This is a genomic window from Pumilibacter intestinalis (assembly GCF_943193005.1).
In the GTDB taxonomy this organism is placed as follows: Bacteria; Bacillota; Clostridia; order Christensenellales; family Pumilibacteraceae; genus Pumilibacter; species Pumilibacter intestinalis.
This window is the reverse complement of record NZ_CALPCH010000003.1, coordinates 69,756-85,855: the sequence shown is the minus strand read 5'-3', so window position 1 is coordinate 85,855 and position 16,100 is coordinate 69,756. Positions and strand designations below refer to the sequence as shown.

General features: G+C 50.3%; 14 protein-coding genes. 4 read left to right on the top strand and 10 right to left on the bottom strand.

What is annotated here, in order from left to right; translation table 11 throughout:
• Nucleotide 1: 1 nt before the first annotated feature.
• The 10 genes from NFR55_RS02225 to NFR55_RS02180 form a co-directional block, all read right to left on the bottom strand.
• Nucleotides 2–937, bottom strand: coding sequence for a carbohydrate ABC transporter permease (locus NFR55_RS02225; protein WP_251545801.1), 936 nt, complete (start codon nucleotides 935–937; stop codon nucleotides 2–4).
• A 10-nt stretch (nucleotides 938–947) separates the two neighbouring features.
• Nucleotides 948–2,375 (bottom strand): extracellular solute-binding protein, encoded by a 1,428-nt coding sequence (locus NFR55_RS02220; RefSeq protein ID WP_251545799.1) that lies wholly within the window; start codon nucleotides 2,373–2,375, stop codon nucleotides 948–950.
• Nucleotides 2,376–2,399: 24 nt separating this feature from the next.
• Nucleotides 2,400–2,984, bottom strand: coding sequence for a hypothetical protein (locus tag NFR55_RS02215; protein ID WP_251545797.1), 585 nt, complete (start codon nucleotides 2,982–2,984; stop codon nucleotides 2,400–2,402).
• Nucleotides 2,985–3,351: 367 nt separating this feature from the next.
• A complete protein-coding gene (gene purF, locus NFR55_RS02210; protein ID WP_251545795.1) occupies nucleotides 3,352–4,719 on the bottom strand; it encodes an amidophosphoribosyltransferase in 1,368 nt (455 codons plus the stop codon).
• A gap of 202 nt (nucleotides 4,720–4,921) precedes the next feature.
• Nucleotides 4,922–6,361, bottom strand: coding sequence for a 4Fe-4S dicluster domain-containing protein (locus tag NFR55_RS02205; protein ID WP_251545793.1), 1,440 nt, complete (start codon nucleotides 6,359–6,361; stop codon nucleotides 4,922–4,924).
• A gap of 212 nt (nucleotides 6,362–6,573) precedes the next feature.
• Nucleotides 6,574–7,737, bottom strand: coding sequence for a SpoIIE family protein phosphatase (locus NFR55_RS02200; RefSeq protein WP_251545791.1), 1,164 nt, complete (start codon nucleotides 7,735–7,737; stop codon nucleotides 6,574–6,576).
• Nucleotides 7,734–9,449 (bottom strand): [Fe-Fe] hydrogenase large subunit C-terminal domain-containing protein, encoded by a 1,716-nt coding sequence (locus tag NFR55_RS02195; protein ID WP_251545789.1) that lies wholly within the window; start codon nucleotides 9,447–9,449, stop codon nucleotides 7,734–7,736. The genes NFR55_RS02200 and NFR55_RS02195 overlap by 4 nt, the downstream gene beginning before the upstream one ends.
• Before the next feature lie 9 nt (nucleotides 9,450–9,458).
• On the bottom strand, nucleotides 9,459–9,701 hold the full coding sequence (locus tag NFR55_RS02190) for a (2Fe-2S) ferredoxin domain-containing protein (protein WP_251545787.1): 243 nt from the start codon (nucleotides 9,699–9,701) through the stop codon (nucleotides 9,459–9,461).
• Nucleotides 9,702–10,057: 356 nt separating this feature from the next.
• Nucleotides 10,058–11,857, bottom strand: a complete 1,800-nt coding sequence (gene htpG, locus NFR55_RS02185) for a molecular chaperone HtpG (protein ID WP_251545785.1) — start codon at nucleotides 11,855–11,857, stop codon at nucleotides 10,058–10,060.
• Between the two features lie 74 nt (nucleotides 11,858–11,931).
• Nucleotides 11,932–12,333, bottom strand: coding sequence for a hypothetical protein (locus NFR55_RS02180; protein ID WP_251545783.1), 402 nt, complete (start codon nucleotides 12,331–12,333; stop codon nucleotides 11,932–11,934).
• 146 nt (nucleotides 12,334–12,479) lie between these two features.
• On the opposite strand from NFR55_RS02180, the gene NFR55_RS02175 reads away from it, so the two are divergent.
• The 4 genes from NFR55_RS02175 (at nucleotide 12,480) to NFR55_RS02160 (ending at nucleotide 16,098) form a co-directional block, all read left to right on the top strand.
• Nucleotides 12,480–12,689, top strand: a complete 210-nt coding sequence (locus NFR55_RS02175) for a helix-turn-helix domain-containing protein (protein WP_251545781.1) — start codon at nucleotides 12,480–12,482, stop codon at nucleotides 12,687–12,689.
• 981 nt (nucleotides 12,690–13,670) lie between these two features.
• On the top strand, nucleotides 13,671–14,978 hold the full coding sequence (locus tag NFR55_RS02170; protein ID WP_251545779.1) for a MazG family protein: 1,308 nt from the start codon (nucleotides 13,671–13,673) through the stop codon (nucleotides 14,976–14,978).
• Nucleotides 14,975–15,901: a tRNA dihydrouridine synthase DusB gene (dusB, locus tag NFR55_RS02165; RefSeq protein WP_251545777.1), complete on the top strand. Its 927-nt coding sequence runs from the start codon at nucleotides 14,975–14,977 to the stop codon at nucleotides 15,899–15,901. The genes NFR55_RS02170 and dusB overlap by 4 nt, the downstream gene beginning before the upstream one ends.
• Complete coding sequence (locus tag NFR55_RS02160; protein WP_251545776.1) at nucleotides 15,898–16,098, top strand: hypothetical protein; 201 nt, start codon at nucleotides 15,898–15,900, stop codon at nucleotides 16,096–16,098. The genes dusB and NFR55_RS02160 overlap by 4 nt, the downstream gene beginning before the upstream one ends.
• The last annotated feature ends 2 nt before the right edge of the window (nucleotides 16,099–16,100 follow it).

The window sequence follows — 16,100 nt, the reverse complement described above, 5'->3', positions numbered from 1 at the left end:
ATCAAATCATCTCCTCGATATATGCGTCTCGCTTTTTGCGGTAGAACGAGACCAATCTGCCGCCGCCTTTGCCTATCGCGCTCGCCGCAATGAACGCGAACGTGAACAGCATGGCTATCGCACTGCCGTAGCCTATGAGTTTATCCGTCATGCCTCGCTCGTAGATATACAGCACTATAGTCATGGTAGAGTTATCCGGACCGCCTTGCGTCATGATATACGGCTGAGTAAACAGCTTGAACGCGCCTATCACGGTGATGAGCAAAACAAAGCTCCCTACGCTCAATATGCCCGGAAGAGTCACGTTGCGAAATTTCTGCCAACCGTTCGCGCCGTCCAAAGAAGCCGCCTCATACAGTTCCGGCTGTACGTTTTGCAACGCCGCCAAAAGGATTATCATTTGATAGCCCGCGCCCTGCCAAACCGACATGAATATTATGCTGTACATCGCTTGGTTAGGGTCATGCAAAAATCCTTGCGCGTCTATCCCTACCGCTCCGAGCAAAAGATTAAAGAGCCCGGTCGTATCGTAAAAATTCATGAACAGCAACGCGACAACGGTCATAGAGGTAATCACCGGCGCAAAGTATGCGAGTTTGAATATGCCGAAGCCTTTTGCCGTACGGTTCACGAGCAACGCGAGCACAAGCGCAAGCCCGCACTGAAGCGGTACAACGAATATTACGAATTTAATCGTATTGAGTATCGCTTTGCCGAAAACCGCGTCTTTCAGCAGTTCCGCATAATGCTTAAAGCCTACGAATGCGTTTAGCCCGCGCAACATGTGGTAGTCGGTGAAACTGAATAAGAAGCTGAGCGCAATGGGCGTTATCAAAAAAATCAATCCGAACACCACCGCCGGCAGGCAAAACAGCCAACCCGTGACGTCGTATCTGCGCTGCCGCGCCGAAGTTTTCTTTTTCGATATTTCCAACATACGCCCTCCGTTACTTGTAGTTCGCCTGTCTTATCTTGTTGTCTATAGTTGTGGCGGCGGCGTTCAGCTTTTCTTGAATGTTGGGATTTGTGTCCGAAACGATTTCGTTGAGAGCTTTTGCAAGCAGCGGACTGAACTCGGCATACGCCACCGTCTTGGTACGCGGCGCGGCGGCCTTGAATATTTGCTCCTTTATGCGCACGTACGCTCCGTTTTGCACGACAGAGCCGTCTTTGTATTCGTCCATATCGTCATAAAGCGACTTACGCGCAGGAGGCGAAGCGGTTTGCGACGCAAAGCTTCGGCAAGATTGCACGCTCGTAAGATACTTGATAAACTCAACCGCAGCTACGCGTTTACCCGACGCGCAGTCTTTGCTCATGGCAAGCGTCCAACCTCCGCACGGAACGGAGTAGCTCCCGTCGTTGTTGCGCGGATAATACGTTGCGTCCCAATCTTCGGCAATATTCGTAAATTCGTTGAATTTGGTAATATTCTGCGTACCCGTAAAATACATTGCCGCTTTGCAGACCGAGCCCGTAGTTCCCTCTTTAACGCCGTCGTCGTAAAAATCGGTGCCGCTCGCCGAAGGATTGATTGCTTCATTTTTTCTCAAATTGCGCAAATAGTTGCCTGCTTCGAGCCCCTTTGCGGAGTTGAGATTGCCGGTAGCGGTAAGAGCGTCGTCACCCAAAATTTTCCCGTTCCACATCGGCGAGAACGCATAACTCATCCACTCCGTTTTATCTCCCGTTATGCTCAATCCGTAACGCTTTTTGTTGCCCTCGAGATTTGTGGTCATCTTGGCGGCTATCTCGGCAAGCTGATTGAACGTCCATGCGTTTTCGGGCGACGTGGGAAGCGAAATCGCGCTGTGGTCGGCGTCAAACTTGGGATTGGTAGCCAAAAATGCGTTCATGAACGATTTACGGTAAAATACCATTATCGTACTGTCAACTATGCTCAACGCGTAAAGCCGCTCGTTATACGTCCCCTGATTGAGCACGTAGTCCATGAAATCGGTCAGATAAGTTTCGGTAATATAGTTGTCGAGCGGAATTATCATACCGTTATACGCCCAGTTGCTTACATACGGTCCGTCCATATACATCACGTCGGGTAATCCCTCCGCCACGCGCAAGCCGATTTGCTGTTCGTACGAACTGTTGTCGCCGCGCACGAGAACCTCGCTCGACACCTTTATGCGCCCCGCATACTCGGTATTGAACGCGTCTACGGTAGTATCCCACCAAGTTTCCTGCGCGTCGTTTCCGCGCGGGCGAATAAAGCTTATAGATATTTCTTTGTCGGTCGTAAACTCTTCGCCGTCTTTGAGCCCCAAAAACTCGCCCTTGCCGGCTATGTCGCCCGTGCCTCCGCAAGCAAAAAGGCAAAGCGCCAACATCGTAGCAAGTATTACCGCACACACTCTTTTCATCTTTGTTCCTCCTATTTTTACGTGCTATGCACGTTTATTTACGTTATCGCCCGTGGTCGTAAACTTAAATTCGGCTTTATCCGACACGAAATTTATATTGCTCTCTTCTTCTAATAAAGTATACTCGTCTTTCGGCAAAATCAATCTTCCGAAATCTCCGCGAAAATCATAATGCGTAAAAAGTTTATGTTTGTATTCGGGCAACAATGGCAAAATCACATAATTATTTTCGGTTTCCGTTACGCGCACCGTATTTGCTCTTTTCAATATTCCGTCCGAATCGGATGCGTAACGCAAAATCCTCGACTCCTCGCCCGTTGCCGCCGTTTCGGCTTTTTCCGCAATCCGCTCAAACAGATTGCGTTGCCGCGTATTCCCTTTTATTAGCGAAAGCGCAAGCCCGATACTTATCCCTACGCCTATCGCGTCGATAAACACACACACGTACACTGCCATGAAATCGAGCGCGACGTTCGCTATATTAAGCGCGAGCAACCCCGAAAGCAATAAAGCCAAAGCCGGCACAAAAACCTTAAACTTTTCCTGCACCGCCAATATCTGCCTTTTTCCGTAGTCCGAATTGCTATCTCTCTTTTCCAAGATATACATTCACAGCCTCCTCATCTCGGCTATTTCCCGCATACGCTTTGCGACTATTGATTGACATATACATGTCAATCGTTTGACATATATATGATACTACATATTATTCGACTTGTCAAGAGTTTTTTATAAATTTTTTGTATACGGGCGCACCGAAAAACTCCCCCGCGGATTTTCGGGGGAGTTTTTTTTGGTTTGCATTATTATTTTTGTTGCGGGGATTGCATTTCTCATGCAGGAGATTGCCGCGGGCATAAATGCCCTCGCAATGACAGTTTCCTCCCGTCATTGCGAGGAGTCCGGCGGTCACTATGTCATTGCGAGGAGTCCGCAGGACGACGAAGCAATCCCCGCCGTGAGGAACTCACAAAACTTATCTTACCGGATAGTTGCCCGTAAAGCAGGCGTCGCAGTAGCCGAAATCGGAACGCAAGCCTATGTTTTTGAGAGCCTCTACGGGCAAATAGCCTATGGTGTCCGCCCCGAGTTTTTCGCGTATTTCCTCTATGGAGTATTTAACCGCCATAAGCTCTTTTTTGCTGGGGATATCGGTGCCGTAGTAGCACGGCCACAAAAACGGCGGACTTGCCACGCGCATGTGCACCTCTTTCGCTCCCGCGTCTTTGAGCATTTTTATAAGGTTCGCGCTCGTCGTGCCGCGCACTATGGAGTCGTCTACCATAACTATGCGCTTGCCCTTCACGTTGTCTTTGAGCACGTTGAGTTTTATGGATACCGCCATTTCGCGCTCGGCTTGGGTCTGCTTTATAAAAGTTCTGCCCGTGTAACGGTTTCTTATGAGTCCGTCGCCGAACGGTATGCCGCTTTGGTATGCGTAGCCGTGAGCAAAGTGCGTTCCGCTGTCGGGCACGCCTATTACGAGGTCGGCTTCAACGGGGTGCGCAAGCGCGAGCTGTTTGCCCGTTTCTATGCGGGTGCGGTACACGCTCACTCCGTCTATCACGGAATCCGGGCGGGCGAAATACACGTATTCGAAAACGCACAAACTCGGCTTTTTTCCGCAAAAATTCTTAAAGCTCGTGATTTTGCCGCCCTCTTCTATAAGCACCACCTCGCCCGGCTCTACGTCGCGCACGAATTCGGCGCGCATAACGTCGAGCGCAACGCTCTCGCTCGCGAGTATGTAGCTGTTACCTATTTTGCCTATGCACAACGGGCGGAAGCCTTGCGGGTCGCGTATGCCGAGGATTTTGCGCGGCGACATAAGCACCATGCTGTACGCGCCTTCTATCTGCTCCATTACTTTGAGCACGGCTTGCTCTATGCTTTTAACGCGCGTTCTCGCAATGGCTATAAGGTGCATTATAACTTCGGTTTCGTTGGTGGACTGGAAGATTGCGCCCCCCATCTCAAGCTCTTCGCGCAATTCTTTGGCATTCACTATACTGCCGTTGTGCGCAAGAGTTATACTGCCTTTGCAGTAGCGCGACACAAGCGGCTGCGCGTTCTCTTTGAGAAGGTCGCCCTCTTTTGCGTAACGAACGTGCGCCACGCCCATATTGCCCACAAGCGAGGTGAGGTTGTGTTCGTTGAAAACCTCGCTTACAAGACCTTTGTCTTTGAGTTGGTGCAGATGCGCGTCGTCGTTGGTTACAATGCCGCAACTCTGCTGTCCTCTGTGCTGAAGCGCAAACATTCCCGTATAGAGCATGTGCGCCACGTTGTAGCCGTCGTTGTCGTAAAACCCGAGCACTCCGCATTCTTCGTTGAGTTTTTGCATTTTCTTTTTATGTTTTCCTTTTATATAAGATTGGTTTGTTTTCTCATGTATGGGATTGCCGCGGGGCAAGCCCCTCGCAATGACAATATAGCCCGCTTATAAGGTTGGTTTGTTTTCTCATGCATGGGATTGCCGCGGGGCAAGCCCCTCGCAATGACAGGGTGGAGCAAATTTGACGCAGTATGAGCCGATGCCCGACGCGTCATTTTTTCATTTCTTTTGTCATTTCGTAAAGCGTCATGCTCGCCGCAATGTCTTGCTCGCGGGCTTGTGCGCCGTATTTGTCCACGTCCACAATGTTTTTGTCGCCGTGGCTTAAGCAAAGCGGACCGTTTAGGCAACCGCCCTCGCACGCCATGCCCTCTATAAAGTTTTCGGGCAGTTTGCCTGCGTTCATTTTAAGCATGTTTATCCTTATTTGCTCGAGACCGTTGAGCGCGATGGGGCAAATTTCTTTGGTGACGCCGTACTTTTCTTTAAGCTCTTTCACGCCCTGAGTAATGCCGCCGCTCTTTGCGAAAATTCTGCCGTATTTGGACGCGTTGTTTAGCGGCGACTCCTCGAGGGTTGCAACGTCTATGCCGCGAGCGTCCAAAAACGCCTGCAATTCTTCGAACGAAATCACGCAGTCCACCGCTCCGCCCGTTTTTTCGAGCTTGTATTCGTACTTTTTGGAAGCGCACGGACCTATAAACACCACTTTGCTGTCGGGCGAGGTGCGTTTTATGAGTTGCGCAACCTCCACCATGGGGCTGGGCGACGACGAAATATATTGCTTTAATTTGGGGAAATGCTTTTCTATATACATTACAAAGCTGGGGCAACAACTCGTGGTCATCTTGTCCTTTTCTTTGAGTTCTTCCATTTCCTTGCCGAGCGTGATGTCCGCGCCCATGGCGGTTTCTATAACTTGGTGGAAGCCCAGCTTTTTTATGCCTTCCACAATCTGCTCTATTTTGGCGTATTTGAATTGGCTCACTATTGCGGGCGCGATTATGGCGTATACCTTGCGCTTGGTTTTTTCCGCTTCCTTGAGTATTTCCACGCAGTCGAGCACGTAAGACTTGTCCACAATCGCGCCGAACGGGCAACTGTATACGCACGCGCCGCACATTACGCACTTGTCGTTATCTATTACGGCGGTTTTGTCCTCGTTTATCTTGAGCGCTTTAATTTTGCACGCCTTTACGCAAGGTCGGGCAAGCTCTATTATCGCGCCGTACGGGCAACTTTTTGCGCACTTGCCGCACTCTATGCACTTTTCGGCGTCTATTTGCGCCGTGCGGTTCACTATGGTTATCGCGCCGCGCGGGCAAGATTCCATGCACTTGTGGTTAATACAGCCGCGGCATGCGGGAGTTACGAAATAACTTTCCATGGGGCACTCGTCGCACGCCACGGGAAGGGTTTCTATAATGTTGGGATTGTCTTTGTCGCCGCCCATTGCCATGCGCACGCGCTCGGAAAGCACCGCTCGCTCCTTGTATATGCAACACCGCATATCCGACTTGGGACCGGGAACTATTTCTTTGGGTATTTCGTATACCGCTTGGTCGAGGTTGTCGGCATACGCCCGCTCGATTACCGCTTTTACAACTTTATACTTTAATAACTGTACTTTTGTGTCGAATACTCTATCCATATTTTTTACCGTTTCTTTTTCTTTTAATATTCTTTCTCATGCAGGGGATTGCTTCGTCGTCCTGCGGACTCCTCGCAATGACAATAGAGGGGCTAAAGTGTCCTCATGTATGGGATTGCTTCGTCGTCCTGCGGACTCCTCGCAATGACACGGGGGGGGCAAGTGTGTACCCGTCATTGCGAGGGCACTTGTGCCCGCGGCAATCTCATGCTTCAATAATACTTGATTTCAACCTTTTTGTTGAGCGATTTGAGAATGTTTATCAACTTTACCACCGAGTCGAGCTTTGTTTTGTTGTCTATTCCCAAGCCCTCGTGCGCGAGGTTTACCCCTCTGCCCACAAAAAGATTTACTTCGCTCGCCTCTATAAGCAGCAGATTTGCGAGCAGACTCGCTCCGTCTTTGCCCTTAAACATCTTAATATCGGGGTCGGATACCGAAACGTACTTGTCGGCGTAAGTTAGCAATTTTTTGAGCGTGAGCACTCCCTCGCAAGTTAAGTCTATGCCGTTTATGTACCCTATGGGCGGAACGTCTTTATCTATGTAATCGAAGCTCGTTGTTACCTGCGTTTTGAGTTCGCGAGCCACAACCTGACTGCTCGTGCCGCCGCACACTACCTTTTTGCCGTCGTGCGCCATAAACTCTTGCACCACCAAGCCGTCGCTTTCGGGGCTGGAGGGCGGACCAATCATCATGTTTACCGAGAGCGGGGCGCGGAACTTAACCGCAAGCACGGTGGTGTCGTCGCCGGGGCGGTGACCGTAAAGCTCGTAACACGCGTTTGCCATTATGCTCGCCATGGTGCGAGCCGAAAGCGCGGGGTCGTACTGAATTTCGGCAAACTCGCGGATTTCCTTTACGTCCCAGCCGAAATTGAGCGTTTCGCCCACTCCCGCGTGCACAACTCCGTCGCTCATAACGAGCAGAACGTCGCCGCGCTCGAAAGCAAAGCGGCTCAAATACAGCTTTTTGCCGCTGTAAACGCGTTCGGCGCGTTCGAGCGGAGTATATTTGCCGCCGTGCAAAAGTATGGCGGGCGGATTATCGAACTCGGCGAGATACGCGCTCCCGCCCGGCGTTACCGAAAGAAGCGAAAAGGTGGAATACGCAACTCCGCGCTGTTTGCAAACGGGAAGAGAGCCCGCGATTGTGTCTATGCACTCCTCGAGCGGCACGTTCGCCGCCGCCATAGTGCACAAAATTTTGCTCGTAAGCGTGGATAAAATGTTGGCTTTCACGCCGCTGCCCATGCCGTCGGCGAGCACGAGGGTTGCCCCTCCGTCGGCGGCGGGTATCATCTCCACTTTGTCGCCGCAAAGTTCTTCGTTTTTCTTGTTGAGCGACACATAACCGTATTCGAGAACGCTGTTCATCGCTCCTCTCCCGCCTCTTTTCCGAGCGCGTCGCGGAGCTTAAGCAACGCTATTTTGGTTTCGGCGGTGGTTTCGCCGAGCAGCGATGCTATTTCCTGCACCACTCGCATCTGCTTGCTCACAACCTCGCTCGCGGCTTGCGCCGTTTCCTCTTTTATCTTGTTTATGCGGGCGTTGTAGTCCACGTCCTCGGTAATGTCTTTCATTATGCAGAACAAAGTGTTTTGGTTTTTCACTTTGCGCACCGTCATTTCCACCCACTTGCCCGTTTTTTCGAGCAGTACTTTTTTGGCGGTGAAACACTCGTTATCGTAAAGCGCGGCATAGAAATCCACGGGATTGTGATACTTTTCGAGCAAATCGCCCTTTATTACCGCTATGTTCGCGCCCAGCAACTGCGCCGCCTTTTCGTTTATTTCGGTTATGGCGAGTTCGCCGTCTACCGCGAATATGCCGTTGGGACTGTTTTGGATTATATCGTAGCTCAGTCCCTCGGCTCGCTCGCGCATGTACGGCACGCACATGCTTATTTCGGCAAGACCGTTGAACACAGCCGCCGCCTTTTCTCGGCAGGTGTTGTAGCCGCACGCCCCGCAGTTGAGCTCGTCTTCGGGCGAGTGCTTGCCCGTTTCGGCAAGTATCCTCTTTATATCTTCTTCGCTCGGCGTCTTGCGCGAGTCGGGCAGTTTTTTGTATTTGCAGTCGAGTTTTATATCCGATATCGGATTAGGCTCGGCTTTGCCCGTCTTTGCGTAAGAACGCACCGTTTCGGTCGCCTTTATAAAGCCGCCGCGTTCCTTTTTGAGCGCGCACGGTCCGTTTATGCAGGAAAATTCGCACGCGTGCATTTCTATAAACATGCCCGAAAGCGAGTCTATGTTGGCAAGCACCTCTTTCGCCCTTGCGAGTCCGTCCACGCTTATGTACTCGTATCCGTCCGAGTATGCCTCGAACGACTTTATAATGCCGCGGTTTATGGGATAATACCTCGCCGCGTTCTTTTTATCTCCGTTCGCGTCCTCTCCCGCCGCCGCGGTTGCCGCAACCTCCGCACTCTCGGGCAGTTCGAGATTTTTTTCCTCGAACATTGCGGCGAGCTCCTCGAAGGTGAGCGCGGCGTCTATCACGCCGCTTTCGTCGGCTTCCCGCTTTTTGGCAATGCAAGGGCCTAAGAACACTATGGCGCAGTCGGGATATTGCGCTTTGAGCATTTTGGCGTGCGCTATCATGGGGCTTACCACCGGCGCAAGATATTTCAGCGCGTCGGGGTAGTATATTTCCATAAGCCTGACTATGGAGGGGCAAGCCGAAGCTATAAGATTGCGATACGTGCCGCCGTCGAGCAGTTTGCGGTATCTGTCCGTAACCTCGCGCGCGCCGTCCGCCGTTTCGAACGCGTCGGCAAAACCGAGGCTCTTAAGCGCGGACTTAAAAGCAACGAAATCGGGCGCGAAACTCGCCGCAAACGCGGGCGCAACCGAAGCGATAACTTTCTTTTTGCCCGCGAGCAATTTTTTCACCGCGGCGATATCGTTTACCACCTCTTTGGCGTTGAAACTGCAAACGCCCGTGCAATGACCGCACAGCACGCACAAATCTTCGCGTATTCTCGCCCTGTCGCCTATCACCGTGATAGCCTTTACGGGGCACTCGCGTAAACATTTATAGCAGTTTTTGCAATTTGCTTGCTTAAAATTAAGATATTCTCTCATTTTTCCGTTTTATTTATTGCCGAGCACTTTCTCTTTGAATATGCTTTCCACCGTTTCGGGAGTTACGCCCTCCCAAAATTCGCCGTCGCCCGTTACCGTAACGCCCGCGCCGCACTTGCCCAAGCAAAAACTCGCCGCAAGGTTCACTTTGTTTTCGAGCGAGTGCTCCGCGATAAGCGATTTGAGCTTTTCTATCACCTCGTAGCTTCCGCGCAGGTGGCACGACGAACCGATACAAACTTTTATTTCCATAATTACGCTCTCCTTGATATCTTTCTAATGAACGAGATTGCTTCGCTCGTTTCACTTGCCCGCAATGACGAAAGCATGCCGTTGCAATGGGAATTATAACATATTTCGCCATATTATGCAATGATTTTGTCTATGTCAAAAAATATAAAACATCGGGCAATATGTCTTTGCGAGGAGGGCGAAGCCCGACGCGGCAATCTCAGCCGAGAGGACTGAGCAGTGACTTTACCTGTTCCATGCAGGGGATTGCCGCGGGCACAAGTGCCCTCGCAATGACATGGTGACACCGCTCGCAACGACTCGGTAAACGCAAAAAGACTTCTCCGAATTAAAGAGAAGTCTTTTGCCGTGAGAGTTTACAAAAGTTTCACCAAAAGAGCCGCGAGAGCCGCGCTGTCATCTACCGCCAAATTTTCTTGCAATAACGCCGCGTTGTAAAGCGCGTTGGTGTAGTCGGCAAACTTTTCGCCGCTCAAATCGAGTTCGCCCATTTTAACAAACGCCGAGTGGTCGGGATTTATTTCGAGCACGCGGTCGGCGGAAATGCCCGCGCTCCCCGGCATGGCTTTGAGCACCCGCTCCATTTCGAGCGATATTTCGCTGTCGCTCGTAATGCAGGCTGCGGCGGACTTGAGCCGCGCGGTAAGGCGAACGTCTTTCACCTTTCCCGCAAGTATTTCTTTCATTTTGGCGAGCAGTTTTTCGCTGTCGCCCGACTTTTTCTCGAGTTCGGCTTTTTGCTCGTCGGTAACCGCGGCGGCGTTCTTATCGGCAACCGAAACGAACTTTTTGCCGTCGTAGTTCTCTATCACCTTTATCACGAATTCGTCTATCGCGTCGAACAGGCAAAGTATTTCGTATCCCTTTTCAAGGAACATTTCCACCTGCGGCAACGCCTTTATTGCTTCCACGCTCGCACCCGACGCGTAATATATATTGTCTTGCCCCTCTTTCATGCGCGAAACGTATTCGGCAAAAGTCGCAAGTTTGTCGTCGGAGGTTTTGAACAGCAAAAGGTCTTTTATATCGTCTTTCTTTGCGCCGAAATTGTCGTATGCGCCCAGCTTTAGGGAGTTGCCGAACTCGGCGAACATTTTTTCGTAGCCCTCGCGGTCGGACTTAAGCCACTTACTTAGCTCGCCGCGCAGTTTCTTTTCGAGCGAGGTTGCGATTGCCCGCAACTGCCTGTCCTTTTGCAACAGCTCGCGCGATATGTTAAGGCTGATATCTGCGGAATCGATAAGCCCCTTGAAAAATCCGAGATAGTCGGGCAACAGGTCGGAACATTTTTCCATTATGAGCACGCCGCCGCTATACAGCGAAAGTCCCTTTTTGTACTCGCGGGTGTGGTAGTCGTAAGGGGCTTTTTCGGGCACGAACGCAAGCATGGAGTAGTTTATGTTACCTTCCACCTGCGCCGAAAACACCTTTGCGGGGTCGCGGAAATCGTAAAACTTGTCTTTGTAAAACTGCGCGTATTCCTCGGGTTTCACCTCGCTTTTGCGCTTGCGCCACAAAGGAACCATGCTGTTCAGCGTTTTATCCCCCAACTTTATGGGGTAACGGATATAATCCGAGTATTTTTTGATAAGGTTGGTAAGGCGGTAATCGTCCAAAAAGTCGCCGTATTCGCAGTCCTCGTCGTCCGCTTTGAGGTGAAGAGTGATTTCCGTGCCCGCCTCGGCTTTTTCGCACTCCGTAACGGTGTAGCCGTCCGCGCCCTCGCTCTCCCATTTATAAGCCTGCGTTTCGCCCGCTTTAAGACTTATTACGGTTACTTTGTCGGCAACCATAAACGCCGAATAAAATCCCACGCCGAACTGCCCTATGAGATTTTCGTCGGTCTTTTGGTTCTCCTTGAACTCGAGAGTGCCGCTCTTTGCGATTGTGCCGAGATTGTTCTCCATTTCCGACTTGTTCATGCCGCACCCGTTGTCGGTTATTGCGAGCGTTCGCGCCGCTTTATCGGGCACAAGCGTTATGGAAAACTCCGCCGCCATTTTCGAATCGGTCAAGCTCATAAAGTGCCGCTTATCTATCGCGTCACTGCAATTGCTTATAAGCTCGCGCAAAAATATTTCGCGGTTGGTGTAAATGGAATTTATCATTAAGTCGAGCAGTTTTTTCGACTCCGCTTTGAACTGTTTCTTTGCCATGGTTTTGCCCTCCGAATAATACCGTTTATTTTCGTAAAGCATTATACCCCTTTTGCAAGAAAAAAGCAATCTTTTTATGCAAATCCAAACAGGTTTGCATAACTGAAACCTTCTTTTTCGAACTTTTCCTTTTTTTCTTTCCAAAACTGTTGCGATAAAATTTTTAACTCTTCATCTTTTATCTGCGAAATAAACTCTTCAACCCACTTTTCAACCAAAGGGAAATTATGAGCGCACCCTTTCATGTTCTCCAAAAGCTCGTCCGCTCTGCCGTTCTCCTCGGCTATATTTACAACTCGCAAAAACGCTCCCCTAAACCCGAACGCAAACGCCAACGTAAAAACACGCATGTATTCTTCTATGTTTCTGTCATTGTGCGGCTTAGTTAAAAATTCAGCGTCTTTTTCGCTACACATAATAATAAAACCGCTAACGTCGTTTGCTAAAGAAACTAAAACCTCTTCCTCGCTTTTCATAAAAACCACTCCTTTGAAACAATGTGCTATGGCTGTTTTTTCCGTATTACCTATATTATGACATATCGCCATAATATAAGTCAAGCATTTTATGGCAATTTGCCATAATTAAACAAAATTTTATTCCTATATGCCATAATATAAACATGAAAAAATTATTCAAAGAACGATTGAAAGCAGAACGTACCATTAACGGAATAGGACAAGTAGAGTTTTCTAAAAAATTGGGAGTATCGCAAGCCGCCGTAGCAAAATGGGAAACGGGCGACCGTGAGCCTTCGTTTGATATATTGATTAAACTTTGTGAATTTTTCGGAGTATCATCCGACTACTTATTGGGGATTAAAGACGAATAATTTTCTCATGCAGGGGATTGCCACGCTCGCATGGCTCGCTCGCAATGACAGGTTTTAAGCGACAATGTTTTGGATTGTATTAAACTTGCGATTTTTTATGGAATATCCGTAGATTACTTAGTAGGATACGAAAACGAGGACGGAACAAAAAATTCTTTGTAGTATTTTCGTCCTAATGTCATTGCGAGCGTAGCGAAGCAATCCCCTGCATGGAACAAGTACAGCAACTATTACTTTCTCTCGGCTGAGATTGCCGCGGGCATAAATGCCCTCGCAATGACGGGATAGCCCCAAACAGTAGCGGTTACCCGCAATAAAACCTCTACGCGTTAGCGTGTGGGTTAAGGGCAACGCCCTTATCGTTGCGGGGGTGCAGGGGACACAGCCGAAAGTGTCCCCGCCGCCCTTTTGCCCCGCTTTTGGGGCGCCTCCAAAAGCGGGAATACCTTTGTTTTCTAAAGCAGGAGATTGCCGCGCTCACTGCGTTCGCTCGCAATGACGTTCGTTCTTTCGCTTGAGATTGCCGCGCGGCTACGCCGCTCGCAATGACAGGGTTTCCCGTATTAAACTTTATCGCTTCCCGCAGGGAAGTCGTGGAGGGTGGGGGTTCAAAGGGGGCGGGGCGCGTCGAAATCGCTCCGCCCCCTTGCGGTTTTCGCGAGCCTTTTGACGCCAAAAGGCTTACCCCCCCCTATAAACAAAGAACGCGGCACATTTACATGCACGCGCTCTTTGTTACAAAGGAAGAATTTGGGATTGGCTTATTTGATATAAAATCCGCAGCGGCGTCTTTTGTGAAAAAAGGAAGATGATGAAAAACTTATTTTACAAAGGAGGAAACGCCGCCGCGAAATTTTATCGGATTTAATATGCTGTAATTATAATAAATCATTGTGTTAAAAATATGACGGCGAAATAACGGCGGCATAAAAGTTATGCGGTTATTTGACAAATGCTCGGGCGTTTTGCTACAATATAGCCATGATAACCGTTATAGGAATAGGAACAGAAAAAGGCGACCTCACGCAAAGCGCGGCGCAAAAGATAGCGACTGCGAAACACGCGTTTGTGCGGTCGGGCAAAACCAAAGCGGGCGCGGCGGTGCTCAAAGAGTTTGCGCACGTTGTGCCGCTCGACGAATACTACGAGTCGGAAAGCGATTTTACAAAGCTGTGCGAAAAAATATGCTCGGTTTTATTGAACGCCGAGCGCGAGCACTCGAGCGCGGCATATCTCACCGACGGCGACGGCGCGGACGAAATCGCGGCGGCGCTCGCTCAAAAAACTCAAACCGAGATTATACGCGGAGTCGCTCCGTCGCGTTCTCGCGGACTCGGCGCGGACTTTTTGCGGCTCAGCGCAACAAGCGCGCTTGCGCTCCGTCCCTGCCTCGACACCTCGGTTGCGTTGCACGTTACCGAAATAGACGACGCATATCTTGCGGGCGACTTAAAGCTGTGGCTTATGGAATATTACGGCGACGAAACCGAAATAACCTTATATATAAAGAACGCTCTGCGCAAAATCAAACTTTGCGAGCTTGACATGCAACGCGGCTACGACTACTCTTGCGAACTGTACGTTGCGGCGCAAAGCGGATTTTACAAGCAAAAGTACACGTTCGGCGACCTGTGCCGCATAATGGACAGGCTCGTTGCGCCCGACGGTTGCCCGTGGGACAAGGCGCAAACTCACGAGAGCATACGCGTTAACTTAATAGAAGAAGCCTACGAAGCCGTTGACGCAATCGACGGCGGCGACATAGACGCCATGACCGAAGAAATAGGCGACGTGCTTTTGCAAGCGGTGTTTCACTGCAACATGGGGCGCAGGTTCGGCGAGTTCGAGCTTTCGGACGTGCTCGGCACGCTGTGCGGCAAACTCGTGAACCGCCACACCCACATTTTCGGAGAGAACAAAGCGGCGAACGCCGACGAAGCGCTCGGCTACTGGGAAGCGGCGAAATCGGAAGAAAAAAGCTACGTTTCCACCGCCGACAAATTGAACCGCTTGCCGCAAAATTTCCCCTCGTTGCTCGCCGCCGAAAAGATATACAAAAAGCTCGCAAAGGTTAACGCGGGCGGATTTGACGAGCTTGAAAAGTCGGCGGAAACCGCTCCGAACTCGGAAGAAAAATACGCCAAAAAACTGTTTGTTTTGGCGGCGAAAATGGCGGAAGAAAATTTCGACGCCGAAGTGTCGCTCAATAAATTTTTGGCGAAAATCAAGGAAAATTTCGAAAAAGCGGAACAAAAAAATCAAATTTCCGACTTTTTTGCAAAGTTATGAAAATCGGCAACATACAATTTGCCCGCCCTTTCATATCGCTTGCGCCGCTCGCGGGTTACGGCGACGTTGCGTTTAGGCGCATTTGCCGCGACTACGGAGCTTCGCTCACCGTAACCGAAATGGTATCGGTAAAAGGGCTTGTATACGGCAACGAAAAAACCGAAATTTTGTTGCGTCTCGCAGGCAACGAAACGCCGTCTTGCGTTCAGCTTTTCGGGAGCGAGCCCGACTTTTTTTGCCGCGCTCTTTCTCTCCCCGCTTTGTCGGGCTTCGATATAATCGATATAAACATGGGGTGTCCCGTGCCCAAAGTAACTAAATGCGGCGAGGGCAGTGCGCTCATGCTCGAGCACGAACGCGCGGCGGATATAGTTCGCGCATGCGTGAGCGCGGCGGGCGGCAGACCGGTAACGGTAAAACACCGTTTGGGATATTACGACGAAAACAAAAACGCGCCCGAGTTCGCCGCAAAAATGCAGGAGGCGGGCGCGGCGGCAATCACGGTGCACGGCAGAACCACAAAGCAGGGTTACGGCGGCGTTGCCGACTGGGACGAAATAGCGCGGGTTGCAAGAGCCGTAACCGTTCCCGTTATAGGCAACGGCGATATCTCCTGCCGCGAGGATGCCGAAGCCAAAATCGCCGAGTACGGTTGCGCGGGCGTAGCCGTAGGGCGCGGCGCGATAGGCAATCCGGATATTTTTGCCGATGAAACGCAAACCTCGCGAGAAACGCTCAAAGAGATAATAAAGAAGCATATTTCTTACGCGCTCGAGTATTTCCCGCCCGCCGTGGCGGTGCGCACAATGCGCAAACACCTTTGCAAATATCTTTCACGCGTGCGCGGCACAAAGCAACTGCGCTTATACGTAAACACGGTAACCGACGCCGCCGAGCTCATAAAGGCGGTAAACGAATTATGACTTTATTTGCGTTTTCCGTATGGCTGATAATCGCGCCGATTATAGCCGCGCAATACGTTTACGCCACTATCGGACTTATAGTTTTATCCAAGCGCGAACTGCCCGCAAAACAGTACGTACTGTGGAATATCTTTATCCTGCTCGTGTTTTTCATAGGTTGCACGGTGTTTTTGATTTATAATAAAGTAAAGAAATAATA

Bases quoted from the DNA above. Each gene is read 5' to 3' on its own strand.
- NFR55_RS02225 (WP_251545801.1), bottom strand. From the start codon at position 937: ATGTTGGAAATATCGAAAAAGAAAACTTCGGCGCGGCAGCGCAGATAC.
- NFR55_RS02220 (WP_251545799.1), bottom strand. From the start codon at position 2,375: ATGAAAAGAGTGTGTGCGGTAATACTTGCTACGATGTTGGCGCTTTGC.
- NFR55_RS02215 (WP_251545797.1), bottom strand. From the start codon at position 2,984: ATGTATATCTTGGAAAAGAGAGATAGCAATTCGGACTACGGAAAAAGG.
- purF (WP_251545795.1), bottom strand. From the start codon at position 4,719: ATGCAAAAACTCAACGAAGAATGCGGAGTGCTCGGGTTTTACGACAAC.
- NFR55_RS02205 (WP_251545793.1), bottom strand. From the start codon at position 6,361: ATGGATAGAGTATTCGACACAAAAGTACAGTTATTAAAGTATAAAGTT.
- NFR55_RS02200 (WP_251545791.1), bottom strand. From the start codon at position 7,737: ATGAACAGCGTTCTCGAATACGGTTATGTGTCGCTCAACAAGAAAAAC.
- NFR55_RS02195 (WP_251545789.1), bottom strand. From the start codon at position 9,449: ATGAGAGAATATCTTAATTTTAAGCAAGCAAATTGCAAAAACTGCTAT.
- NFR55_RS02190 (WP_251545787.1), bottom strand. From the start codon at position 9,701: ATGGAAATAAAAGTTTGTATCGGTTCGTCGTGCCACCTGCGCGGAAGC.
- htpG (WP_251545785.1), bottom strand. From the start codon at position 11,857: ATGGCAAAGAAACAGTTCAAAGCGGAGTCGAAAAAACTGCTCGACTTA.
- NFR55_RS02180 (WP_251545783.1), bottom strand. From the start codon at position 12,333: ATGAAAAGCGAGGAAGAGGTTTTAGTTTCTTTAGCAAACGACGTTAGC.
- NFR55_RS02175 (WP_251545781.1), top strand. From the start codon at position 12,480: ATGAAAAAATTATTCAAAGAACGATTGAAAGCAGAACGTACCATTAAC.
- NFR55_RS02170 (WP_251545779.1), top strand. From the start codon at position 13,671: ATGATAACCGTTATAGGAATAGGAACAGAAAAAGGCGACCTCACGCAA.
- dusB (WP_251545777.1), top strand. From the start codon at position 14,975: ATGAAAATCGGCAACATACAATTTGCCCGCCCTTTCATATCGCTTGCG.
- NFR55_RS02160 (WP_251545776.1), top strand. From the start codon at position 15,898: ATGACTTTATTTGCGTTTTCCGTATGGCTGATAATCGCGCCGATTATA.